Raw genomic sequence first — 23,030 nt, 5'->3', positions numbered from 1 at the left:
GTGGCCGTGAACATCAAGCCACTCGAGGACAAGATCCTCGTTCAGGCCAATGAGGCCGAGACCACGACCGCTTCTGGTCTGGTCATCCCGGACACCGCCAAGGAGAAGCCGCAAGAAGGCACCGTCGTCGCAGTTGGCCCCGGCCGCTGGGATGAGGATGGCGACAAGCGGATCCCCCTGGACGTGTCCGAGGGCGACGTCGTCATCTACAGCAAGTACGGCGGCACCGAGATCAAGTACAACGGCGAGGAGTACCTGATCCTGTCGGCTCGCGACGTGCTGGCAGTCGTTAGCAAGTAACACCGTGTGACCGCCCCGGAATCGCCCTGCATCGCAGGCGGTTTCCGGGGCGGCACGCGTTTTTAGCCATTCCTGTCCGGTACTGAGTCAGCCGAATAGAGAGAACTCATGAGCAAGCTGATCGAATTCAATGAGACCGCGCGCCGCGCCCTGGAAGCCGGGGTCAACAAGCTGGCCGACGTGGTCAAGGTCACGCTCGGTCCCCGTGGACGGCACGTGGTGCTGGCCAAGGCATTCGGCGGTCCCGCCGTGACCAACGACGGCGTCACCATCGCCCGCGATATCGACCTGGAGGACCCGTTCGAGAACTTGGGCGCCCAGCTCGTCAAGTCGGTGGCGACCAAGACCAACGACGTCGCCGGTGACGGCACCACCACCGCCACGGTGCTGGCCCAGGCGCTGGTCAAGGCCGGCCTGCGCAATGTGGCCGCCGGTGCCAACCCGATCGCACTCGGCATCGGTATTGCCCGCGCCGCGGATGCGGTGTCCGAGCGTCTGCTGACGGTGGCCGCCCCGGTATCCGGCGAGCACGCCATCGCCCAGGTGGCCACGGTCTCCTCGCGTGACGCCGAGATCGGCGAGTTGGTTGGCCAGGCCATGACTAAGGTCGGCCGGGATGGCGTGGTCAGTGTCGAGGAGTCGTCGACCATCAACACCGAGCTGGTCATCACCGACGGTGTGCAGTTCGACAAGGGCTACCTGTCGCAGTACTTCGTCACCGACTTCGACGAGCAGAAGGCGATCCTGGAAGACGCGCTGGTGCTCCTGCACCGCGACAAGATCAGCTCGCTGCCCGATCTGCTGCCGCTGCTGGAGCTGGTGGCCAAGGAAGGCAAGCCGCTGCTGATCGTGGCCGAGGATGTGGAGGGCGAGCCGCTGTCCACCCTGGTCGTCAACGCGATCCGCAAGACCCTCAAGGCCGTCGCGGTCAAGGCGCCGTTCTTCGGTGACCGCCGCAAGGCGTTCCTGGAGGACCTGGCCATCGTCACCAACGCCCAGGTGGTCAATCCCGATGTGGGTCTGTCCCTGCGCGAAGCGGGTATCGAGGTGCTCGGCACCGCCCGCCGCATCGTGGTGAGCAAGGACGAGACGGTCATCGTCGAAGGCGGCGGCACCGAGGACGCCATCAAGGCGCGCGTTGCCCAGCTGAAGGCGGAGATCGAGACCACCGACTCGGACTGGGACCGCGAGAAGCTGCAGGAGCGCCTCGCCAAGCTGGCCGGCGGCGTCGCGGTGATCAAGGTGGGCGCTGCCACCGACACCGCGCTCAAGGAGCGCAAGCATCGCGTGGAGGACGCCGTCTCGGCCGCCAAGGCGGCCGTGGAGGAGGGCATCGTCGCCGGCGGCGGTAGCGCCCTGGTGCAGGCCCGTTCGGCACTGGACGGCTTGCGTGTCGAGCTCAAGGGTGACGAGGCCAAGGGCGTCGACGTATTCGAAGCCGCGCTGTCCGCGCCGCTGTTCTGGATCGCCACCAATGCGGGCCTGGACGGAGCCGTCGTGGTCAGCAAGGTGGCCGAGCTGGATGCCGGACACGGCTTCAACGCCGCGACGTTGGAGTACGGCGATCTGATCGCCGACGGCGTCATCGACCCGGTGAAGGTGACCCGTTCGGCTGTCATCAACGCCGCGTCGGCGGCCCGGATGATCCTGACCACGGAGACCACCATCGTGGAGAAGCCGGCACAGCAGGCCGACCACGGCCACGGACACGGCCACCACGGTCACGCTCACTAGTTAGCGCTACGAAGACACCCCCGGCCCCTGAAGGCCCGGGGGTGCTTTCGTCTCTGCGGAGGTTTACTGAACAGATGGCTATTCACACGTCCAGACTGACGGGGCTCGTCCTCGTCGGGCTGATGCTCTCGGGCTGCGGGGCGCACTTCGGTGTGGGGTCATCGTCCCCTGAACTCGCCAAGGCGAAGCTGGAGCAGGGGCTCAAGGACGGAATCAGGGACAGGACCGGGGTCACGCTCAGCGGCGCCACGTGCGACGGCCCGCTGAAGGGCGATAAGGGCGCGACGCAGCGGTGCGAGGTCCGCGATGGCGAGGGGAAGACGATCGGCGTCACCGTCACGGCAACCGACGTGCAGGGATCGCAGATTTCCTTCAACTGGAAGGTCGACGACCAGCCGGCGGGTTCCACCACCTAGACCGGTCGCCGCAAACGTTGGGCCCCCGCAACCCGATGAATGGTTGCGGGGGCCCAACGCATGCTGCACGTATTAGGCGCTGCGGCGTATCCCGCGACGCAAAATCAGTTCGCGCTCGGACTCGGAGAGTCCGCCCCAGATTCCGTACGGTTCGGCGACGGCCAGCGCGTGTGCGCGGCACTGCACCAGCACCGGGCATGCCCGGCACATCTCCTTGGCCTTCATCTCGCGTTGTGCGCGGGCACGGCCGCGTTCACCGTCGGGATGGAAGAAGACGGACGAATCGACCCCTCGGCAAAGGCCTTTCATCTGCCAATCCCAAATATCTGCGTTGGGCCCAGGCAATTGCTGTGGCTGCGGCATGTGGTTAACCCTCTCGCTGCGCGCGCAGTCGACCTGCGCGTGAGTGAAGTGCACCAGACGTGTCGCCGATGACAAGCGGTGTACACAAAGTAGGTGCGCGGTCGAAATACAGTCAATAGGCGATGATCATGGCAACATCACACCATTAGGTCCAGAATTAACATCACGTTCATCGTCTTTGCTCTTCGTTGGTATGTAACGCTCGCTCACCTGCGTGGTCAGGGTGTTTTGGCCGTGGGTTTTTCGTTTCCTTAACGCTGCGTTGGGTAAGTGTTTACGACACTGGTTGACGTGGATTTAACGTCCGCTGCATCAACTGTTAACTCCATTTTTTGGGGAATTGGTACGGTGGCCGCTCCGATGGTGACTTTCCGAACGACCGCAGCAGCCGAGCTCACCGATGCCGCCTTCGGGCTGCATCCAGCAATCTGGCCATTTCCGGCCGCCTCGGCACCCGAGGATGCCTGGCTGCGGGCCGTGGCGCTGGGGGGAGCGGGGCGCTATGCCGCCGCGCACGCCGAGTTGAACGCCTTGGAGGTGCCCACGGGCCGCACGGATCGGCTTGCCTCGCTGTCGCTGAGTACACGCGCGTCGCTCCTGCGCCAGCTTGGATGGCATGCGCAGGCCCGCGGATTGGATGGCCGAGCGTTGGCGATGGCCGATGCCGACGCGGAGGCTCGGTCCGACGCGCTCATCGGATTGGCGGCGGATGCATTGGGATTGGGGCGATTCCCGCTTGCTCACGCGTTACTGGGACAGGCCGAGGGGCTATCTGCGCACGGTGACGTCCGTTGGCCATGGCGCCTGCCTTTGCGCCTGGCCTGGGTGCGCGCCGAGTTGGCCATGGTGTCCGGTGACGGCGCGCGATCGTTGCGATACGCCCGCACCGCCGAACGGCTCGCGCTGGACGTTCCATCGGTAAGACACCAGGTCAAGACAGCGATGGTGCTCGCTGCGGCGCTCAGTAGTGCGGGCGATTTCACGGAATCGGCGGCCGTTGCGGCGCGTGGACTGCGGGCCGCGACGGCCCATGGGCTGGTCCCGCTGCGCTGGGCGCTGGCGGCGATGCTGGTGAGTCTGCCCGCTGCGGAGGAGGCAGGGCAAAGTCATGAAGACCTCGTTGCTATTCGCCGCGACTGTGCCGCGTGGATAGCCCATGCGGGCGGCCGTTGGCGCCTCGAGGTGGTGGACTAAATGCGTTACCCCTCGATGTCCAACGCTATTGTCCTAGGTGACAGCACCACCACGGTGCACCACACGTAACGCTGGGGAATGCGCAGTCGATGACAAGTACGGAGAGCGGGCTCGACGACGTCGTTGCTGCTGCCGTCAAAGGCGATCGCGACGCGCTTTCCGAGGTACTTAGTGCCATCCGGCCCGTCGTGGTGCGATATTGCCGCGCGCGTGTCGGAACGGCGGAAAGAAGTGGTCTCTCCGCAGACGACGTAGCGCAGGAGGTGTGTCTCGCGGTGATCGCAGCGCTGCCTCGCTATCAGGACCAGGGACGCCCGTTCCTGGCGTTTGTGTACGGCATCGCCGCGCACAAGGTGGCTGATGCGCATCGTGCGATGGCGCGGGACAAGTCCGATCCTGCCGAGAGTCTGCCAGAGCAGTTCGACCGCCACGCGGGACCCGAGCAGGAGGCGTTGAACTCCGAGTCGGCGCGACGGATGCAGGCCCTGCTGGAAGTGCTGCCAGAGAAGCAGCGCGAGATCCTGATCCTGCGGGTCGTCGTCGGCCTGTCGGCAGAGGAGACCGCCGACGCGGTGGGCAGTAGCGCGGGTGCGGTGCGCGTGGCGCAGCACAGGGCATTGCAGAGACTCAAGGCCGAGATGACCCGGGCGGGTGATCACCGTGGCTGATGGACGCGGATGGTTCCCCGGCGGGCCGGGCAGGCCGGGCGACGAGGGGCCCGAGGACCTGGCGGCACTGCGGCGCACCAACCGGATGATCGACGCCATTGCGGCAGATCTGCCGGTGGCAACCTCCGATTCCGACGAGTACGCCGTGGCGATGATGTTGGCCGCGTGGCGCGAGGATGTCGGGCGCGAGCCGATGCCTGCGAAACCCACACTCGGGCAGGCGCGTAACGCCTTGCGTGATCGGGGCGGCCGTTCGCGGCTGTTGGCCACCACGGTGGGTTCAGCTGCCGCCGTGACGTTGCTGTTCGGTGGATTCGGTGCGGCGGTGTACCAATCGCATCCCGGTGACGCGTTGTACGGGCTCCGTACCTCGTTGTTCGGTGCGGGTCCGACGGTGCGCACCGATCCCGTGGTGCTGTCGGCGCAGACTGAGCTTGCTCAGGTGGAAAAGCTTATTTCCCAAGGTGATTGGGAGGGCGCGCAGCAGCAGCTTGAGGTGGCTGCCGCGCGCGTCAACGAGGTCGGCGACGCTCAGCAGAAGGCAGAACTGGCCAGCCGGGTACAGCAGGCGGAGGTCAGGATCGACGCCAAGGACCCAGTGGCCACGGTGCCGCCGGAGATGGCGACCGAGACACCACGAATCATGTTGTCGCCTCCGGTGATTGTGACCACCACGAGCACGACGACCTCGGTGACCTCGGTGACTTCGACAACGTCCACCACGTCCACCACGTCCACCACGTCCACCACGTCGGAGACGACGACGCCCTCATCGCCGACAGAGTCGACGGCCACGTCCTCCTCGCCGACCGAGACGAGCACTTCCGGCTCCGTATCGACGAGCTCCGCATCGACGTCTGCCTCGGCCACCGTTTCGGCCACGTCGACGCCCCCGAGCTCGGCCTCGACGGTCACCTCGACCGCGTCCAGTGCGCCGGTGACGACGACGGCGCCTATCCCGTCTACATCCGTGCCGGGGCCGACAGTCGGCACCACGGCGCCCTCGACGGTCCCCGTTGTGACCGTCCCCACCACTCCTGAGGGGGTGACCATCGTCACCACCCAGCGCGGAGCCGGGGATGTCCCCGTCATCACGGCGCCGACGACGATCCAGGCTCCGTCCCCGATTACCCGGACCCCTGACAACCCAGTGCCGATCTATCAGGCGCCCGTCAACAACCCGGGCTCCGGGAGCATCAATGGCTTACCCGGCAGTGGTGGGAACGCGGGCTCGGGCTCCGACGGTCCGCCACGGCACATGCCGGTGATGACCTCGGTGCCGGCGGCACCGGCCAACCCGGGTGGGGGATCATCGAGTCACGGCAGTGGATCGGGTTCGAGCTCCGGCGAGTAGGCCGAGAGCGGCTAAATCAGCGGAATCCGTCGCGGTCCGTCGCTGCCTCGTTGAGTGAGGCATCTGCGTATCCCCGGCAATAATCCCAGGTCACGTAGGCTTCCGGCTCCGGGTCGAAGGCAGGCTCGTGCGGTCGCACGGTTCCGTCGACGAGTAGCTGCAGCAGGTTAGCGCGGAGCATGTCCCAGTCGTGGTAGTGATCCTGCTGGCATTCGTCGCAGCAAACGACTAATCCGCGAATGCCCTTATGGCCGAGCAACGCCTCGTAGACCGCGAGGTCGGCGAGGTCCTCCTCGACCGCGATCCGCTCCTGAGGATCGAGCGGTTGACCCGGCTCGATCGCGTCGAGTGCGGCCGACGGATCGTGGGGATCGTCGGCGAAAGGATCTGGTGGCAATCCCGGCGGAAAGTGGTCGCGCACACTCTTAGAGTACGCAGTTCGCGGGTTCGCGCGCCAGCTCACGTGGGGCATGTCCGAGCACATGTCCGCGAGATTGCAGTCGAGGCGAGCCGATAGGATGGATCTACTCCTTCCTAGTTGCGCGCCCATTGCGCACCGGGATGTATACGACGGCTATCTGGCATGGAGGCTTGAATGACCATTGCGGCAGGGTCCGTCCACACCGGCGGAGACGACCCGCACAAGGTCGCCATGCTCGGGTTGACCTTTGACGATGTGCTGTTGCTACCCGCCGCTTCGGATGTGCTGCCCAACGGCGCCGACACGTCCTCGCAGCTGACAAAGCGGATCAGACTGAATGTCCCGCTCGTCAGCTCGGCGATGGACACGGTGACCGAGGCCCGGATGGCCATCGCGATGGCCCGTGCGGGAGGCATGGGGGTGTTGCATCGCAATCTCTCTCTGGAGGACCAGGCCAGTCAGGTCGAGACCGTGAAGCGGTCCGAGGCCGGGATGGTGACCAACCCGGTGACCTGCTCGCCCGACAACACCCTCGCCGAAGTCGACGCACTGTGTGCCCGATTCCGCATCTCGGGTCTGCCGGTCGTCGATAAGGCCGGTTCGCTCGTCGGCATCATCACCAACCGCGATATGCGGTTCGAGGCAGACCTGTCCAAATCGGTCGCCGAGGTGATGACCAAGCCGCCGCTGATTACGGCGCGTCAGGGAGTGACCGCAGACGCCGCGCTGGGCCTGTTACGCCGCAACAAGATCGAGAAGCTGCCCATCGTCGACGGTGAGGGCCGCCTGACCGGCCTCATCACGGTGAAGGATTTCGCGAAGACCGAACAGCATCCCAATGCCACCAAGGACAGTGACGGGCGGCTTCTGGTCGGTGCGGCTGTGGGTGTGGGCGATGACGCATGGACGCGGGCCATGGCACTCGTGGACGCCGGTGTCGATGTGCTGATCGTGGACACCGCGCATGCGCATAACCGCAAGGTGCTGGACATGGTCGGCAAGCTCAAGGCCGAAGTGGGCGAGCGCGTCGACGTGGTCGGTGGGAACGTCGCCACCCGGTCGGGCGCCGCGGCGCTCATCGAGGCAGGCGCCGACGCGGTGAAGGTCGGTGTGGGCCCCGGTTCCATCTGCACCACTCGCGTGGTGGCGGGCGTCGGTGCGCCGCAGATCACCGCAATCCTTGAGGCGGCGTCCGTCTGCCACCCCGCCGGTGTTCCCGTGATCGCCGACGGCGGCATGCAGTACTCGGGTGATATCGCCAAAGCGCTTGCGGCGGGTGCATCCACGACCATGCTCGGGTCGCTTCTGGCTGGCACCGCGGAGTCGCCCGGTGATTTGATCTTCGTCAACGGCAAGCAGTTCAAGAGTTACCGCGGCATGGGGTCCATGGGCGCCATGCAGGGCCGTGGTGCGGCCGGAAACACCGGGCGAAGCTATTCGAAGGACCGCTACTTCCAGGACGACGTGTTGTCGGAGGACAAGCTGGTACCTGAGGGTATCGAGGGCCGGGTTCCGTTCCGTGGTCCGTTGTCGACGGTCATGCACCAACTGACGGGTGGCCTGCGCGCTGCCATGGGGTACACCGGGGCGTCGAGCATCGAAGAGCTGCAGCGCGCCCAGTTCGTACAGATCACCGCGGCGGGGCTCAAGGAGAGCCATCCGCACGACATCACCATGACGGCCGAAGCGCCGAACTACTACGTGCGTTAACAGTCGGCACCGCAAAGGAAGTCAACATGCGTGACCTCGTCGAAATAGGCATGGGCAGAAGCGCCCGACGTACCTACGAACTCGATGACGTGAACATCGTCCCGTCACGTCGCACTCGTTCCTCACAGGACGTGTCGACGGCATGGCAGCTCGATGCCTACCGCTTCGAGATTCCGGTGGTGGCGCACCCGACCGATGCGCTGGTTTCGCCGCGCTTCGCCATCGAACTTGGCCGAGCCGGTGGCCTCGGCGTCATCAACGGTGAGGGGCTGTGGGGCCGGCACGCCGACGTCGAGGCCCGGATTGCCGAGGTAGTCGAGGTTGCCCAGAAGGAGCCGGAACCGTCCACCGCGATTCGCCTGCTGCAGCAATTGCATTCGGCGCCAATCGATCCCGAGCTGTTGGCGGCGGCCATCGCCGAGGTTCGCGGGGCCGGGGTGACCACCGCGGTGCGGGTGAGCCCGCAGAACGCGCAGCTGCTCACCCCACATTTGATCTCCGCCGGTATCGACCTGTTGGTCATCCATGGCACCATCGTCTCGGCCGAGCGGGTGGCCCGCGACGGTGAACCGCTCAACCTGAAAACCTTTATCTCCGAACTGGACATCCCCGTCGTCGCCGGTGGCGTGATCGACCACCGCACGGCCCTGCACCTGATGCGGACCGGGGCCGCGGGTGTCATCGTCGGGTACGGGCAGACCGCGGGTGCGACGACCAGCGGAGAGGTGCTGGGTATCAGCGTCGCGATGGCCACCGCCATCGCCGATGCCGCCGCCGCCCGTCGTGAGTATCTCGATGAGACCGGTGGCAGGTATGTCCATGTGCTGGCCGACGGCGACATCCACACCTCGGGAGATCTCGCGAAATCCATCGCCTGTGGCGCCGATGCCGTCGTGCTGGGTACACCCCTGGCCGCCGCACAGGAGTCCGCGGGTGACGGGTGGTTCTGGCCGAATGCCGCCGCACATCCCTCGCTGCCCCGTGGCGCACTGCTGCAGGTGGCTGTGGGTGAGCGGCCCCCGCTGAGCGAGGTGCTCGCCGGGCCGTCCGACGACCCGTTTGGCACGTTGAATCTTGTTGGTGGGCTCCGCCGTTCGATGGCGAAGTCCGGATACTGCGATCTCAAGGAATTTCAGAAGGTCGGGTTGACCGTCAACTCTTAGACATGTGTCTACTTAGGGTGACCTAATTTACATAACCCCCCTCGTTGTATTCCATACTGGTCGGTAACGTGACCACGCGGAGGTAGGCCAACGATGTCATCACCGGTAGCAGTCCCTGTTAAACCTGAAGTAGATGCCGACTTTGACGTACTCATCGTCGGATCCGGATTCGGCGGAAGCGTCACCGCCATGCGGTTGACCGAAAAGGGTTACCGCGTAGGCGTCCTGGAGGCCGGTCGCCGGTTCTCTGACGAGGAATTCGCCGAGACATCGTGGAATCTGCGCAAGTTCCTGTGGGCACCGATGTTCAAGTGTTTCGGGATTCAGCGGATCCACCTGCTGAGCAACTGCATGATTCTGGCGGGTGCCGGGGTGGGCGGTGGCTCGCTGAACTACGCCAACACCCTGTACGTGCCGCCGGAGCCTTTCTTCAGCGATCCGCAGTGGAAGGGCATCACCGACTGGCGTGCCGAGCTCTCGCCGCATTATGAGCAGGCGCAGCGGATGCTCGGCGTGGTGAAGAACCCCACCTTCACCGACGCGGATCGGCTCATCAAGGAGGTCGCCGACGACATGGGTGCCGGCGACACCTTTGTCGCCACACCGGTGGGCGTCTACTTCGGGCCCGACGGCGCCAAGGCTCCCGGAGTCAAGGTGGCCGATCCCTACTTCGGTGGTGCCGGACCCGATCGGGTGGGCTGCACCGAGTGCGGTTCCTGCATGACCGGTTGCCGGGTCGGTGCCAAGAACACCCTCGTCAAGAACTATCTGGGACTGGCTGAATCCTCTGGTGCCCAGGTCATCCCGCTCACCACCGTCACCGCGGTCGAGCAGGGCGCTGACGGAATATGGCGGGTCTCCACCAAGGCCACGGGCCGCTGGGTGCGCAAGCAGCGCAAGACGTATACGGCCAAGTACGTGGTGCTGGCCGCCGGAACCTGGGGCACGCAGAACCTGTTGTTCAAGATGAAGGACAAGGGTCTGCTGCCCAAGCTGTCGCAGCGCCTGGGCGTGTTGACTCGTACCAACTCCGAATCCATCGTCGGTGCAGGCCGATTGGAGTACAAGGACGATTTGGACCTCACCCACGGTGTGGCCATCACATCCTCGTTCCACCCGACCAGCGACACCCACATCGAGCCGGTGCGGTACGGCAAGGGCTCCAACGCGATGGGCCTGCTGCAGACCCTGATGACCGATGGCGATGGTGAGAAGTCGCGGTGGCGTCAGCTCATCGAGGCCGCCCGTGCCGATCCAAGGGGTACGTTGCGCATGCTCAACGTGACGCAGTGGAGCGAGCGGACCGTCATCGCGCTGGTCATGCAGCACCTGGACAACTCGATCACCACGTTCACCAAGAAGACGCTGTTCTGGCGGCGCCTCGACAGCAAGCAGGGCCACGGCGAACCCAACCCCACCTGGATCCCGGCGGGCAACGAAGCCACGCGGCGACTTGCCGCCAAGATCGATGGCGTGGCGGGTGGCACCTGGGGTGAGCTGTTCAACATCCCGCTCACCGCCCACTTCCTGGGTGGGGCCGTGATCGGGACCAGCCCGGAGGACGGCGTCATCGACCCCTATCACCGGGTATACGGCTACCCGACCATGTACGTCGTGGACGGGGCGGCGATCTCGGCGAACCTGGGCGTCAACCCGTCGCTGAGCATCACCGCACAGGCCGAGCGGGCGGCGTCGTTGTGGCCCAACAAGGGCGAGACGGACCTGCGTCCGGAGCAGGGTCTGCCGTATCAGCGGATGGCGGCGGTGCCCCCGGCGCACCCCGTCGTTCCGGCAGGTGCTCCCGGCGCATTGCGGAATCTGCCGATCGAACCGGTGCGGTCGGTCAGTTAGATCCGGGTAATCCCCCACAAATGGGAGGTGCCCCCAGCACCACTAAGCTAATCCGGTGGCGCAAACGGAGCAGCATGGCGACCGACCGGTTCTGGTCATCGACTTCGGGGCACAGTACGCCCAGCTGATCGCACGGCGCGTGCGTGAGGCGCGGGTGTTCTCCGAAGTGATCCCGCACTCGGCGAGTATCGACGAGATCAAGGACCGCAACCCCCGGGCGATCGTCCTGTCAGGTGGTCCGTCGAGTGTCTATGAAGAGGGCGCACCCCAGCTCGACCCCGGTGTATTCGATTTGGATGTTCCCGTTTTCGGTATCTGCTACGGCTTTCAGGCCATGGCGCAGGTGCTCGGCGGAACCGTCGCCCGCACCGGCACCAGCGAGTACGGCCGTACCGAGCTGAACGTGGTGGGCGGAGACCTGCATGAGGGTCTGCCCGGCGTCCAGCCCGTGTGGATGAGCCACGGCGATGCCGTAACCGAAGCACCCCAGGGCTTTACCGTGGTCGCCCGCAGCGAGGGTGCCCCTGTCGCGGCATTCGAGGACCGCTCTCGCCGCCTGGCCGGTGTGCAGTACCACCCCGAGGTGCTGCATTCGCCCCATGGGCAGCAGGTGCTCAGCCGGTTTCTGCATGAGTTCGCGGGCATCGAATCCGCGTGGACGGCAGCCAATATCGCCGAATCGCTGGTCGAGCAGGTGCGCGCGCAGATCGGTGACGGCCGCGCATTGTGCGGCCTCTCTGGTGGGGTGGATTCCGCCGTGGCGGCAGCCCTGGTGCAGCGCGCCATCGGGGACAGGCTGACCTGTGTGTTCGTCGACCACGGTCTGCTGCGCAGCGGGGAGCGCGCGCAGGTGGAACACGACTTTGTGGCGGCCACCGGCGCCAAGCTGGTGACTGTTGATGTCGCGGAGAAGTTCCTCGGTGAGCTCGCCGGTGTCAGCGACCCGGAGGCCAAACGCAAAATCATTGGCCGTGAATTCATCCGGGCGTTCGAGGGTGCCGTCTCCGATGCGATCGGCAACTCCGAGGACGGGATCGAGTTTTTGGTGCAGGGCACGCTGTACCCGGATGTCGTCGAGTCCGGGGGCGGCAGCGGCACCGCCAACATCAAGAGTCACCACAATGTGGGTGGGCTGCCCGAGGACCTGAGCTTCGCACTTGTGGAGCCGCTGAGGCTGCTGTTCAAGGACGAGGTCCGTGCGGTCGGCCGCGAACTGGGCCTGCCGGAGGAAATCGTTGGCCGCCAGCCCTTCCCGGGGCCGGGTCTGGCCATCAGGATTGTCGGCGAGGTCACTGCCGACCGGCTGGATACTCTGCGCCGCGCCGATGCCATTGCGCGCGAAGAACTTACTGCTGCCGGTCAAGACCGCAACATTTGGCAGTGCCCGGTGGTGCTGTTGGCCGATGTGCGCTCGGTCGGGGTGCAGGGTGACGGCCGTACCTATGGGCATCCGATTGTGTTGCGGCCGGTGTCCAGTGAGGACGCGATGACCGCGGACTGGACGCGCCTGCCGTACGAGGTGCTGGAGCGGATCTCGACCCGAATCACCAACGAGGTTCCGGAGGTGAACCGGGTGGTGCTGGACATCACCAGCAAGCCGCCCGGCACCATCGAATGGGAGTAATTTAGGTCCGGTTACGGCGGGTCGGAACCGCGACCAGCGCAACGCCGATGGCGATCGCCACGGCAATCGCGACCCAGCCGAGCAGATTGCTGTGCACCAGTGCTCCAAAGTCTTGGCCGGTGAGGGCCCACCCCCCGACAAGCAAGGCAACCAGCCCCGACAGCGCCAGCAGGATGGACGGCCTGCCCTTCTCATCGACGGTGGCCTCTGGTGAGGATTCCGCTCGATTCTCCGCAGTGGGATCATGCTTGGCGCCGGTTACTGGTTCGTCGATGTTCTCAGACACGTTGCACCTCAATGCTTCCTACATTTGCCGTTGCGTTGATCGTCAGTGCCGGTCCGGTGCCGTTGGGTGAGGGCAGGCAATCGAAGCTGCCGATGTTCACCTCGCACGAGGAGTGCACATTCATCGAGGGCGGAACCAGCACCTGGATATCGCCCATCCCGACGTCGAGGTTCACCGTCTTATCGTGGGCGAGTGTGACCTGCGTGAGGTCAAGGGTGATGGTGCCGATGCCTACCTCGTAGTAGTCCTCGATATCGGAAGCCTCTGTGACGCGGTAATTTTGGTCGCCGATGTTGAGTGACATCTCCAGTGGGCCGATGGAGGCTGCCACGATGACGAATCCCGCCAGCGGTACCGCCAGGAAGAGCAGTGAGTAACCACTGCGGAGCCATGCCCCCACCAGCATGCCCACTCCCAGGACAACCAGTGCCGTCGCTGTCACCACCACGGGTGTTACCCAGCTGCCGCCGAGCAGCCCGATGGCCACGAGCACCGCGCTGATGATGAGCGCCGCTCCGATGGTCACCGAGACTACGCGAGACTTGGGTTTGGCAGGTGGCGCAGGCAGCGGCGCCTGATCGGGTAGGTTCCAGGCGAAAGGGGCCGCCCGCAGTGGATCCCAGGTGGGAGGGGGAGGTGGCAAGAGCGGTTCGGTGGCCGCGGTGTTGCTATTCGATTCGCCATCTTCGGTGGTGAGAGGCTCGTCGGTGCTGGGCTGCGCCATCGAACTCGCTGGAGGCGCCGGAGTTTCGGTTTGGCGCTGATAGAGCAGATACCAGCCGCCGAGCAGGACAACGGCACTGACCAGTCCCCAGGGATCGCGGTCGGGGTCGATGAACGGTCCGCCGACAAGCAGCAAGACGATGATCCAGAAGACCATCTTCACCTTGGACTCGTGGTACGGGGTGGTGTAGCGGGCGGTAGGCATGAGCAGCCAGCACGCCACGTACATGATGGCACCCGCACCGCCGAAAATTGTTGTGACCACGAAAATTACGCGTACCAACAGCGGATCCACGTTGTAGCGGTAGCCGATTCCCGCGGCGACACCGGCGAGCTTGCCGTGTCCCGGCAATCGCAACGGCCGCGTTCGCCACATATCTCCGAGTGTGGAGGACGGCGTCCGTTTGGTGGTGGTATCCGTATCCATGACAGCTATGGTGCCCAGTCGCGGGCATGTCCGCCATCAGGATTCACCCTGATCTTTGCACAGCGGGGTTCAGGGATAAGCCCGATGCCGTACGGAGCTTTGCCATGGCAGTATCGCAGAGGTGAGTCCCACGTTCCGGAATGCCTTCGCCGGCGGGAATCGGCTGACTGCCGCCCCGCCGTTGCGCCGGCGTACCGGTGGACGAGTGGTCGCAGGCGTCGCCGGAGGGCTCGCCGATCATCTCGATGTTCCGGTGTTTCGGGTGCGGTTGGCCTTTGCGGTGCTCGGTGCGGCCAGCGGAATGGGTATCGCGGCCTACGGGCTGCTGTGGATGCTGATGCCGCCAGGCGACGACGTCGCGGCTGTCAGCGCGACGGATCGCAGGCGGGCGACGGGGCTCTTGCTGTTGAGTCTCGCCGCGCTGATCATCTTGATGTCGACGGTCAGTGGTTCGACGGCAGCGCTGGTTTTCCCGATCGTGCTGGCGCTGGTCGGGCTCGCCGTAGTGTGGCGCGAATTCGATACGCAGGGGCCAAGTTCGGCGGTACTGGGCGAGTCAGGAAAATCGTCGCTATTGACCTTGGTCCGGGTGATCGCCGGTGCGGCACTTGTCTTCGGTGGGATCGCGGTGGTGGTCTTGCGCAATGTGGATTTGTCCTCGTTGCGCGACTCGCTGGTGGCGATCGCGGCGACCCTGGTGGGCGCGGTGCTGCTGACGGTGCCGTTGTGGCTGCGGTTGTGGCGTGCCCTCGGTGCCGAGCGTGCCGCACGCATCCGTACCGAGGAGCGGGAAGAAATTGCCTCGCATCTGCACGATTCGGTGCTCCAGACGCTGGCGCTGATCCAGAAGCGGACAGATAACCCCAGTGAGGTGCTACGGCTGGCTCGCAGCCAGGAGCGAGAACTACGCAGCTGGTTGTTCTCGGCGGGGGTGTCCTCGGACTCATCGCTGGCGCAGGAACTGCGCACCGTGGCCGGTGAGGTCGAGGATGCGCACACCGTAGTGGTCAGTTCGGTGATCGTCAGCGATGCCGATCTGTCCGCGGAACCCGAGACCAGACGAGCGCTGATCGGAGCTATTCGTGAGGCACTCGTCAACGCCGCCAAGCATTCCGGGCAATCGGATATCAACCTGTATGCCGAGGTGGAACCCGGGAAGATCAGCGTTTTCGTCAGAGACCGGGGCAAGGGGTTCGATCTCGAGGCGGTGCCACAGGACCGGCAGGGCATCGTGCGCTCCATCAAGGCCAGGGTGATGCGCCGGGGTGGACAGGTGCAGATCAAATCGGAGATCGGCAAGGGTACGGAGGTACGAATTACCATGCCGTACAACGATGCCAATCATGACGACGCGCAGAAGGGGGCGTAATGCTGCGAGTATTCCTGGTCGACGATCACGGGGTGTTCCGGTCCGGGGTGCGGGCCGAGCTGGCCGGCGAATCGGATATCGAGATCGTGGGCGAGGCGGGGTCGGTTGTCGAGGCGGTGGCCGGAATACATTCCAGCGCACCGGATGTGGTGCTGCTCGATGTGCACATGCCCTCCGGTGGCGGGGTCGCCGTCATCAACGGAGTGAAGAATTCGGATTCCGGCGCCACATCTGATCCTCTTCGCGCAAGCGGCTCGTCGGTGTTTCTGGCGCTCAGTGTGTCGGATGCCGCCGAGGACGTCATCGCGGTAATCCGCGCGGGAGCCAGGGGCTATGTCACCAAGACGATTTCGGGGGGTGAACTCGCCGATGCCGTGCGCCGGGTGGCAGGCGGGGATGCGGTGTTCAGTCCGCGGCTTGCCGGATTCGTGCTCGATTCGTTCACCGGGCGGTCGAATACCCCGGAGCCGGCACTGGATCCGGAGCTGGACTCGTTGACCCCACGCGAGCTTGAGGTGCTGCGGCTACTCGCCCGCGGATACACCTATCGGGAGATCGCCGAGGAGCTGGTGATCTCCGTCAAGACGGTGGAGACACATGCCTCCAATGTGCTGCGTAAGACACAGCAGTCCAATCGCAACGCGTTGACCCGCTGGGCGCACACCCGCCAGCTGGACTAGGACAGGCCATCGGCACGTCGTCTCATACGGACGTGTGCGACACGAATCCGCCGCAACGTGGCGTGTCGGCAGAGGGGGCCAGCATGGGGCCCCGCCCGTACCTCCCGTCTTGACGGTTGTCGGTGGCTGGGTGTTTACTCCAGGCATCGAACATATGTTCTAGTCGAGTGTGTCTGGAGGTGCGGTTGTGACGGCAGTGGCGGCCGCCGATGAGGTGCTGGTCAACCGCACTGACCAGCTACAAAAGCTCCGGCAGCAGATGGCGGCGATATCGGGGAAGGTCGGCGGGGACCGGTCGTCGGCTGGCCGGTTCCAGGAGGTGCTGCCAGACGCTCAATCTTTGCTGCTGGGGTCCGACGCGCTGGCCAGCTCGATAGGTCACGTGTTGCGGCGCGGCACGGTCGCGGTGGCCGGCGGGGCCCGATCGCTGCCGCTGGATGTGGTGGCTTCGGTGACCGCGGCGGGCGGGTACGCCGCGATCGTGGGCATGCCGGAGGTGAGCGTGCTGGCGGCGGTGGAGCGGGGAGCGGACCTGAGCCGCCTGGCGTTGATTCCCCGCCCGGGCCTGAGTGCCGTGGAGGTGGCCTCGGTGCTCATGGACGGGATGGATCTGGTGGTGCTGGGTCTGGGTGGACGACGGGTGACCTCGACGTCGGCGCGCGCGATAGTGGCCCGGGCACATAGCAACGGATGCACGTTGCTGGCAGTCGATGGGGATTGGGAAGGCGCTGCGGTGCGGTTGCAGGCCCGAGTGACCGGCTATGACGGAGTGTCCACTTGTGGCCTGGGGCGGATTCGTGGGGTGCGGACAGCGGTACGGGCGACGGGGCGCAGGGTGCCCAGAGCTGCCGGGGAGGTGTGTGGCAGCCGTGGCTCCATCAGGTCTGCATAAACGGCAGCGTAAAGCTCCACGGGTGCTGGCGATCTGGTGTCCGGACTGGCCGGCGGTGGCGGCTGCGGCGATGGCTGATCTTCCTGCCACCCGGCCCGTGGCAGTGACCCTGGCCAATAGGGTGGCGGCATGCACTGCCGCCGCACGGGCGCTGGGAGTACGACGGGGTATGCGGCGGCGTGAGTCCCAAGCCCGTTGTCCGCAACTGCATGTCGCGGTGGCCGATGTCGATCGCGATGCGCGATTCTTCGAGCCGATGATCGCCGCAGTGGATGATCTGGTGCCGGGGGCCGAGATCCTGCGCCCCGGGCTGATGGCGCTGCCGGTGACCGGTGCCGCCCGGTACTTCGGTGGTGAGCAGGCCGCGGCGGAACGGCTGGCCGATGCGGTCTCGGTGGCCGGGGCCGAATGTCAGGTGGGCATTGCCGATCAGATGTCCACGGCGGTGTACGCCGCGCGGCATGCGGTATTGGTATCACCCGGTGGGGATGCGGAGTTCTTGGCTCCACTGTCGATCAAGGAGATGGCCGCCGAACCCAGCCTGTGTCATCCGCAGCGCGAAGACTTGGTGGATCTGTTGTGGCGTATGGGAATCCGCACCATAGGTGCTTTCGCGGAACTAGCACGGTCGGATGTCGCCTCGCGGTTCGACGATGACGCGGTGCAGGCGCACCGCCATGCGCGCGCCGAAGCGCAGCGCTCTCCCTCGGGGCATGCGGTCCCGGCCGAGCTGGGAGTCGAGCTGCCGTGCGATCCGCCGATCGAGCGGGTGGATGCGGCGGCTTTCGCGGGACGAACGCTGGCGGTGAGCCTGCACGAGGCGCTGGCCTCGGCCGGAGTGGCCTGCTCCCGGTTGGCTATTCACGCGGTGACGGTGGACGGTCAGGAGCTGTCGCGGGTGTGGCGGTGTGCCGAACCGCTTACCGAGGAGGCGACCGCGGATCGGGTGCGCTGGCAGCTTGATGGCTGGCTTGCCCGGCGCCGGTCTCTGGACGGGCCGGTGGCGATGTTGCGGTTGGAGCCGGTCGAGGTGGTGGCTGCCGAGGCATTGCAGCTGACGTTGTGGGGAGCGGTGGGCGCCGAGGAACGCCAGCGGGCTCGTCGCGCATTGATACGAGTTCAGGATTTATTGGGAGAGGAGTCGGTACAGGTGGGAGTGATCAGCGGCGGGCGCGGTCCGGCTGAACGAATTACGTTGGTGCCCTTAGGAGATGAGCTGAGACCGCGAGCCGATCCCGATGCACCGTGGCCCGGGAGGCTGCCCGATCCGGCTCCGACGGTGCTGCTCGATGCGGACGGCGAACCGGTGGAGCTGTTAGATATCGATGGAGCGCCGGTGACGGTGACCGGACGGGGAATGTTCTCCGGGGAACCGGCCAGGGTTCGGCGGGGCAATGGCCGGTGGGAGTTGAGTTGGTGGGCGGGACCATGGCCGATCGATGAGCGATGGTGGGAGGAGCGGGAGCCGACTCCCACCCCGGTATCGGTGGCCGCCAGGGCCCAAGTGCTGCTAGAAGACAAGGGCGGCGGTCAGGCGCTACTCCTGCACTTCCGCAGGCAGCGATGGTACGTGGAGGGTGTTTATGAATGACGGTCTCACCGGAATCAGCGGGCGCCGTCAACCTTTCGCGCGAAGACGCTCACGCGCTCGATGAATCGCGCGAAGAACGCTTCGGGGTCGGTTTCCACCGCGATCTGTGCATTGGGCTTCTGGCCCCACTGGCCCTTCCAATCCGCGATGGTCATCGCACGGGTCAGATCGCCGGTCAGCTCGACATCCACGGTCGCGGGACGGGTCTCTACCAATGCTGGATCCAGCGCCACCGCGGCGGCGAATGGATCGTGCATATGCGCCAAGAAGCCCTCGTCCTGCTTCATGTGGAATTCGAAATAGAAACGCACCGCGTCCTCGATGAATCGCAGCAGTGAGTTGGTCGCCGCCGAACGGCTCGAGGAAAGGTCGAGCACCGACAGCGGCGTGGTGGTGGCACCCGTGGCCTCGGCCAGTCTGACCAGATGCTCCGGTGTCATGGCGATCGTCTCGGTGAGATTTAGGCCGCACACGATCGGAAGCTCTTGTACGCCAGCCGCGCCCCAAGCGGCGTACACCTCCGCCGTCGCGCCCGGATCCACCACGACATTCCATTCCGCCACCGGGGTGGTGTTGCCGGGATAGTCGAAGGAGCCGCCCATGATGACGAGCCGTTTGATGAGTTTGGGCAATTCGGGCTCGGTGCGCAGGGCCAGCGCCAAATTGGTGAGGGGGCCGGTCGCCAGGCCCACCAACTCGCCGGGGTGCGCGTGTGCGGCTCTCACCCAGGCCTCGGCCGCGTCGTAATCGGTGAGCGTGCGCGTGGAGTCCGGCAGCACGGCGTACCCGAGCCCGGTGGGTCCGTGCGTGTCTTCCGCGGTACGTAGTGCCGCGCTCAACGGCTCGGCGACGCCCTTCGACACGGGGATCTGTGGAGCCTTGCACAGCTCCAACAGACCCAGATTGTTCGCGCAAACATGATCCACCGAGACATTGCCCGCAGTAGAGGCGATACCGACGATGTCCACATCCTCGCTAGCGAGGAGAAGGATCAATCCCAGTGCGTCATCGACTCCGGTATCAACGTCGGCAAAAACGGGAACCATGGACGTCAACCTACCGTCAGTTAGCTCGCTAATCGGGGCACCGGCGTGTTTTGCGACCCGTTTCTAGCTCACCAGTGCACTCCGGGGATGAGGCGTACCACCTTCATCACCGGACCTGGAACACGTAACTTCGGTACATCCGCAACGCGCTTGGCGGCCTTGGGGCGGCGCCGGGAGGGCGATAGGTCCTGGCGATCGTCGACGGGCTCCAAGCCGCGGGCCGCCCGGGAGTCTGGGTATGCCAGATACATCTGGTGCATGATCCGCCGGGTCAGCTTCGGTGTCATGTACCGGCCGATATCGGCGTAGGTGCCCATCGGGTGGTCGATCCGGGTCGGCTTTTCGATCAGTCCGCGAACCACCATGGCGGCGGCGTGCTCCGGTGTGAGCCCGCGTACCACGTTCAGCTTGTTTGAAGGCTGAATCATCGGTGTCTTCACCAGCGGCATATGGATATTGGTGAAGGTGATGTGATCTGACACCGTCTCGGTCGCTACCACGTCGGAGAAGGCGTCCAGTGCCGCCTTGGTGGGAATGTACGACGCGTACTTGGGATTGCGGGTCTGCACACCGGCCGTCGAGACATTGACGACGTGGCCGAATTTCCTTTCCCGCCAATGGGGGAGAAGTGCCAGCACTAGGCGCACGGCGCCAAAGTAGTTGATCGCCATGACACGCTCGTAATCATGGAACCGGTCGACGGTGTTCACCACCGAGCGGCGAATCGAGCGCCCGGCATTGTTGACCAGATAGTCCACATGCCCGAACTGACCGAGGATGCTCTTCACGGTGTCGTCGACGGCCGAGTAGTCCGTCAGATCGCAGGGGAACGAATGTGCCTTACCGCCGTCCTCGCGGATCTCCGCGACGAGGTTGTCGAGTGCCTCGGCGTCGCGTGCCACGGCGAAGACGGTGCCGCCGCGTTGGGCGACTGCGATGGCTGCCGCACGTCCGATACCGCTGGATGCACCGGTGATGATGACGTGCCGGCCGACCAAGGGCCCGGCGGGGTCGTCACGGCGGTACCGCTCCGGGTCCAGGTTCTTGCGCCAATACTGATACAGCTTGCCCGCGTAGCTGCTAAACGGGGGAACGGTAATACCGCTGGGCCGCAAGGCGTTCTGCGTCGCCTCGGAGACGAAGGTGGGCATGATCTCGGTGATGTCGATGACCTCGGGCGGGATGCCGAGCTGGGTGACCACCATGTTGCGCCAGACCTTGAGCGTGCCGCGCGCCCGCAGGAACGGAGTGGCCATGGCATGGGGGAGTGAGCCACGCACAGGTGGCAGACCAGCGGCGGGGGCGATGCCGGAGTAGATATCGCGCAGATAGGTCACCTCGGGATTGGTCAGGTGGAAGGCCTGCCCATCACGCCCCTCCTGGTGCATCAGCTCGACGGTCGCGTCGACGACGTAATCGACCGGAACGATGTTGGAGCGCCCGGCCTTTGGCAGCATCATCGGCGTCGACCGGGGCAGGCGCGCAAGCCTGGCGAAGACCCCGAAGAAGTAATACGGGCCGTCGATCTTATCCATCTCGCCGGTCTTGGAATCGCCCACGACGACGGCAGGTCGGTAAATCCGGTAGCGCAGACCGGGTTCCGAGCGCACCAGCAACTCGGCCTCGAACTTGGTCTGGTGATACGGCGTCGGCAGATCCTGGTTGACGTCGAAGTCTTCCTCGGTGAACTCGCCCTCATAACTTCCCGCGACCGCAATGGAGGAGATGTGGTGCAGGGTGGCGCCGGTGCGTGTGGCCAGCCCGATGACCGACCGTGTGCCCTCGACGTTCGCGGCGCGCTGCGCCTGATCGTCCACGGTGATGTCGTAGATTGCGGCACAGTGCACGATGTGATCGGCGGTGACCGGGTCCCCGTTGGTGGGCAGACCGAGATCGGGCTGAGTGAGGTCACCGACCAGCGGCTGCACGCGGTCGTCCCACTGTTCGGCGAGCTTTTCGAACCGCGATAGGGACTCACGCCGCACCAGGACGGCGACCTCGGCACCGGGCTGGCTCTCTAAGATTCGGGTCACGATCCGTCGTCCGATGAAGCCGGTGCCGCCGGTGACGATGTATTTCACGTGCTACCTCTGAGACTGTTAGGCCGCTTATCGGCCCGGTTGGAGTCATCGTTGCCGTTTTGGGGTATTTCGTCAACGATGTGTGACAAGTTCGTCACTGGGGAAGTTAGCCATGGGGGATACTCCAGGAATGTCGCGCATCCAGGTGTTCAGTGCTGCCCGGACCACGGGCAATGCTGCCTGGTGGGTGTTCGTAGTAGCCGTACTGGTGAACCGGGGGCTCCACCCTTGGAGCTGGGATTTTGGTTGGACCGCGTACACGCCGCTCACCGATGGCGCCCCGCGCCGCTATGCCGACTATGTCCCGTCGTTCGACCCCACGGTGCAGCTGGTGGGCGTGGTGGTGTTCGCCGCATTTTCGATCGTGGTGATCTCGGCCGTCGTCGAGATGGCGATCATCCGACGGTGGCGGGCCCTGGTGACAGTTGTTATCCCCTTCGTATCGATGGGGGTGATTGGCTACGCGATCGGTGGTGTTGACCGTACGGTCATCTGGTCGCCGACTGCGGTTCTGGTGTTCGTACTTGCGGCCGTGGCGATACGGCAGGTGTGGATGCGTCGGTTCGCTCCGACGATGGGGGACGAACGGTGATCGATACGGTGCCCTCGGCGCCTGTGACGTCGACCGTGCCGGTGGGGCTGGGGGCCAGTAGATCGGCGCCCGTGCTCTGGGCCATCCAATACGCACTGGCCTGCACCCCACTGGTCGCCGTGGTCGCGGCGGTGTGGTTGGTGACGGCGCCGCCCGCCCACGCGAGCACCCCGTTGCAGCATGCGGTGGGCGTGTTGGGGCTGCTGTGCATCGCGGTCGCGGTGGCGTGGGTGGTGCTTCGGCCACTGCAGCGCTATCGCACATATCGGTGGGGCGTCCTAGACGACGACCTGGTGTACATCGCTTCGAAGACGTTGTGGCTCAGATCTTTCTGGGTCATTCCGTTTGCCTTGGTGCGGACTGTGGAACTGCGGCAAGACCCACTGTCGCGATCCTTGGGGTTGGCGATGGTGGTGGTGCGGGCGGATCAGGGGGAGCTGCGGATCGTGGGCCTGGACGTCGAGACCGCACGTGAGGTCGTCGAGAAGCTATTCGGTCTGGTGGACGAGGCTTCGGTATCTGGTTGTCACCCGGCTCCGAGATGA

General features: G+C 65.2%; 22 protein-coding genes. 16 read left to right on the top strand and 6 right to left on the bottom strand.

Features of this window, described 5'->3' with window-relative positions; genetic code table 11:
• The 3 genes from groES (at window position 1) to AC5Y5C_RS12540 (ending at window position 2,450) form a co-directional block, all read left to right on the top strand.
• Window positions 1-300 carry a co-chaperone GroES gene (gene groES / locus AC5Y5C_RS12550; RefSeq protein ID WP_070952100.1) on the top strand — a complete coding sequence of 100 codons (300 nt, stop codon included), beginning with the start codon at window positions 1-3 and terminating at the stop codon, window positions 298-300.
• 108 nt (window positions 301-408) lie between these two features.
• Window positions 409-2,034 (top strand): chaperonin GroEL, encoded by a 1,626-nt coding sequence (groL, locus tag AC5Y5C_RS12545; RefSeq protein ID WP_499972521.1) that lies wholly within the window; start codon window positions 409-411, stop codon window positions 2,032-2,034.
• Between the two features lie 74 nt (window positions 2,035-2,108).
• On the top strand, window positions 2,109-2,450 hold the full coding sequence (locus AC5Y5C_RS12540) for a DUF4333 domain-containing protein (protein ID WP_499972519.1): 342 nt from the start codon (window positions 2,109-2,111) through the stop codon (window positions 2,448-2,450).
• Window positions 2,451-2,522: 72 nt separating this feature from the next.
• Here AC5Y5C_RS12540 and AC5Y5C_RS12535 read toward each other — a convergent pair whose 3' ends face one another.
• Window positions 2,523-2,813: a WhiB family transcriptional regulator gene (locus tag AC5Y5C_RS12535; RefSeq protein WP_030096777.1), complete on the bottom strand. Its 291-nt coding sequence runs from the start codon at window positions 2,811-2,813 to the stop codon at window positions 2,523-2,525.
• A gap of 348 nt (window positions 2,814-3,161) precedes the next feature.
• Here AC5Y5C_RS12535 and AC5Y5C_RS12530 point away from each other — a divergent pair, with 348 nt between their 5' ends.
• The 3 genes from AC5Y5C_RS12530 to AC5Y5C_RS12520 all read left to right on the top strand — a co-directional run bounded on the left by AC5Y5C_RS12530 (window position 3,162) and on the right by AC5Y5C_RS12520 (window position 6,029).
• Window positions 3,162-4,007, top strand: a complete 846-nt coding sequence (locus AC5Y5C_RS12530; protein WP_499972516.1) for a hypothetical protein — start codon at window positions 3,162-3,164, stop codon at window positions 4,005-4,007.
• A gap of 89 nt (window positions 4,008-4,096) precedes the next feature.
• Window positions 4,097-4,675, top strand: a complete 579-nt coding sequence (locus tag AC5Y5C_RS12525) for a sigma-70 family RNA polymerase sigma factor (RefSeq protein ID WP_078288326.1) — start codon at window positions 4,097-4,099, stop codon at window positions 4,673-4,675.
• Entirely contained in the window at window positions 4,668-6,029 is a 1,362-nt protein-coding gene (locus tag AC5Y5C_RS12520) for an anti-sigma-D factor RsdA (protein WP_499972513.1), read from the top strand. Before AC5Y5C_RS12525 ends, AC5Y5C_RS12520 begins: the two co-directional genes overlap by 8 nt.
• A gap of 16 nt (window positions 6,030-6,045) precedes the next feature.
• Here the strand turns inward: AC5Y5C_RS12520 and AC5Y5C_RS12515 are convergent, their stop codons facing one another.
• Window positions 6,046-6,450 (bottom strand): DUF5319 domain-containing protein, encoded by a 405-nt coding sequence (locus tag AC5Y5C_RS12515; protein WP_499972511.1) that lies wholly within the window; start codon window positions 6,448-6,450, stop codon window positions 6,046-6,048.
• Between the two features lie 174 nt (window positions 6,451-6,624).
• Here AC5Y5C_RS12515 and guaB point away from each other — a divergent pair, with 174 nt between their 5' ends.
• From guaB to guaA, 4 genes are all read left to right on the top strand, one after another.
• Complete coding sequence (gene guaB, locus AC5Y5C_RS12510; protein ID WP_499972510.1) at window positions 6,625-8,160, top strand: IMP dehydrogenase; 1,536 nt, start codon at window positions 6,625-6,627, stop codon at window positions 8,158-8,160.
• A gap of 26 nt (window positions 8,161-8,186) precedes the next feature.
• Window positions 8,187-9,323, top strand: a complete 1,137-nt coding sequence (locus AC5Y5C_RS12505) for a GuaB3 family IMP dehydrogenase-related protein (RefSeq protein WP_499972508.1) — start codon at window positions 8,187-8,189, stop codon at window positions 9,321-9,323.
• Window positions 9,324-9,416: 93 nt separating this feature from the next.
• Window positions 9,417-11,174: a GMC oxidoreductase gene (locus AC5Y5C_RS12500; protein WP_499972507.1), complete on the top strand. Its 1,758-nt coding sequence runs from the start codon at window positions 9,417-9,419 to the stop codon at window positions 11,172-11,174.
• A gap of 55 nt (window positions 11,175-11,229) precedes the next feature.
• On the top strand, window positions 11,230-12,798 hold the full coding sequence (gene guaA / locus AC5Y5C_RS12495) for a glutamine-hydrolyzing GMP synthase (protein ID WP_499972506.1): 1,569 nt from the start codon (window positions 11,230-11,232) through the stop codon (window positions 12,796-12,798).
• Window position 12,799: 1 nt separating this feature from the next.
• Here the strand turns inward: guaA and AC5Y5C_RS12490 are convergent, their stop codons facing one another.
• Both AC5Y5C_RS12490 and AC5Y5C_RS12485 read right to left on the bottom strand, forming a co-directional pair.
• Window positions 12,800-13,084 (bottom strand): hypothetical protein, encoded by a 285-nt coding sequence (locus AC5Y5C_RS12490; protein WP_499972502.1) that lies wholly within the window; start codon window positions 13,082-13,084, stop codon window positions 12,800-12,802.
• Window positions 13,077-14,234 (bottom strand): PspC domain-containing protein, encoded by a 1,158-nt coding sequence (locus AC5Y5C_RS12485; protein ID WP_499972500.1) that lies wholly within the window; start codon window positions 14,232-14,234, stop codon window positions 13,077-13,079. The genes AC5Y5C_RS12490 and AC5Y5C_RS12485 overlap by 8 nt, the downstream gene beginning before the upstream one ends.
• Before the next feature lie 163 nt (window positions 14,235-14,397).
• Here AC5Y5C_RS12485 and AC5Y5C_RS12480 point away from each other — a divergent pair, with 163 nt between their 5' ends.
• The 4 genes from AC5Y5C_RS12480 (at window position 14,398) to AC5Y5C_RS12465 (ending at window position 18,766) form a co-directional block, all read left to right on the top strand.
• Window positions 14,398-15,603 (top strand): ATP-binding protein, encoded by a 1,206-nt coding sequence (locus AC5Y5C_RS12480; protein WP_499973181.1) that lies wholly within the window; start codon window positions 14,398-14,400, stop codon window positions 15,601-15,603.
• Entirely contained in the window at window positions 15,603-16,283 is a 681-nt protein-coding gene (locus tag AC5Y5C_RS12475) for a LuxR C-terminal-related transcriptional regulator (protein WP_499972497.1), read from the top strand. The genes AC5Y5C_RS12480 and AC5Y5C_RS12475 overlap by 1 nt, the downstream gene beginning before the upstream one ends.
• A gap of 187 nt (window positions 16,284-16,470) precedes the next feature.
• Entirely contained in the window at window positions 16,471-17,175 is a 705-nt protein-coding gene (gene imuA', locus AC5Y5C_RS12470; protein ID WP_499972494.1) for a DnaE2-dependent mutagenesis accessory factor ImuA', read from the top strand.
• Window positions 17,176-17,245: 70 nt separating this feature from the next.
• A complete protein-coding gene (locus AC5Y5C_RS12465) occupies window positions 17,246-18,766 on the top strand; it encodes a DNA polymerase Y family protein (RefSeq protein ID WP_499973179.1) in 1,521 nt (506 codons plus the stop codon).
• Window positions 18,767-18,780: 14 nt separating this feature from the next.
• On the opposite strand, the gene AC5Y5C_RS12460 is transcribed toward AC5Y5C_RS12465, so the two are convergent.
• Together AC5Y5C_RS12460 and AC5Y5C_RS12455 are read right to left on the bottom strand one after the other, a co-directional pair.
• Window positions 18,781-19,812: a nucleoside hydrolase gene (locus AC5Y5C_RS12460; protein WP_499972491.1), complete on the bottom strand. Its 1,032-nt coding sequence runs from the start codon at window positions 19,810-19,812 to the stop codon at window positions 18,781-18,783.
• Window positions 19,813-19,880: 68 nt separating this feature from the next.
• Window positions 19,881-21,893, bottom strand: a complete 2,013-nt coding sequence (locus tag AC5Y5C_RS12455) for an SDR family oxidoreductase (RefSeq protein ID WP_499972488.1) — start codon at window positions 21,891-21,893, stop codon at window positions 19,881-19,883.
• A gap of 130 nt (window positions 21,894-22,023) precedes the next feature.
• Between AC5Y5C_RS12455 and AC5Y5C_RS12450 the strand changes: the two genes are divergently transcribed.
• Together AC5Y5C_RS12450 and AC5Y5C_RS12445 are read left to right on the top strand one after the other, a co-directional pair.
• Window positions 22,024-22,485, top strand: a complete 462-nt coding sequence (locus AC5Y5C_RS12450; RefSeq protein ID WP_499972485.1) for a hypothetical protein — start codon at window positions 22,024-22,026, stop codon at window positions 22,483-22,485.
• Window positions 22,486-22,508: 23 nt separating this feature from the next.
• Window positions 22,509-23,030, top strand: a complete 522-nt coding sequence (locus AC5Y5C_RS12445) for a PH domain-containing protein (protein ID WP_499972482.1) — start codon at window positions 22,509-22,511, stop codon at window positions 23,028-23,030.

This window comes from Mycobacterium sp. NGS15, from assembly GCF_059813245.1.
Note: the sequence above shows the minus strand (reverse complement) of the source record. Positions and strands in the feature narration are given on the sequence as shown.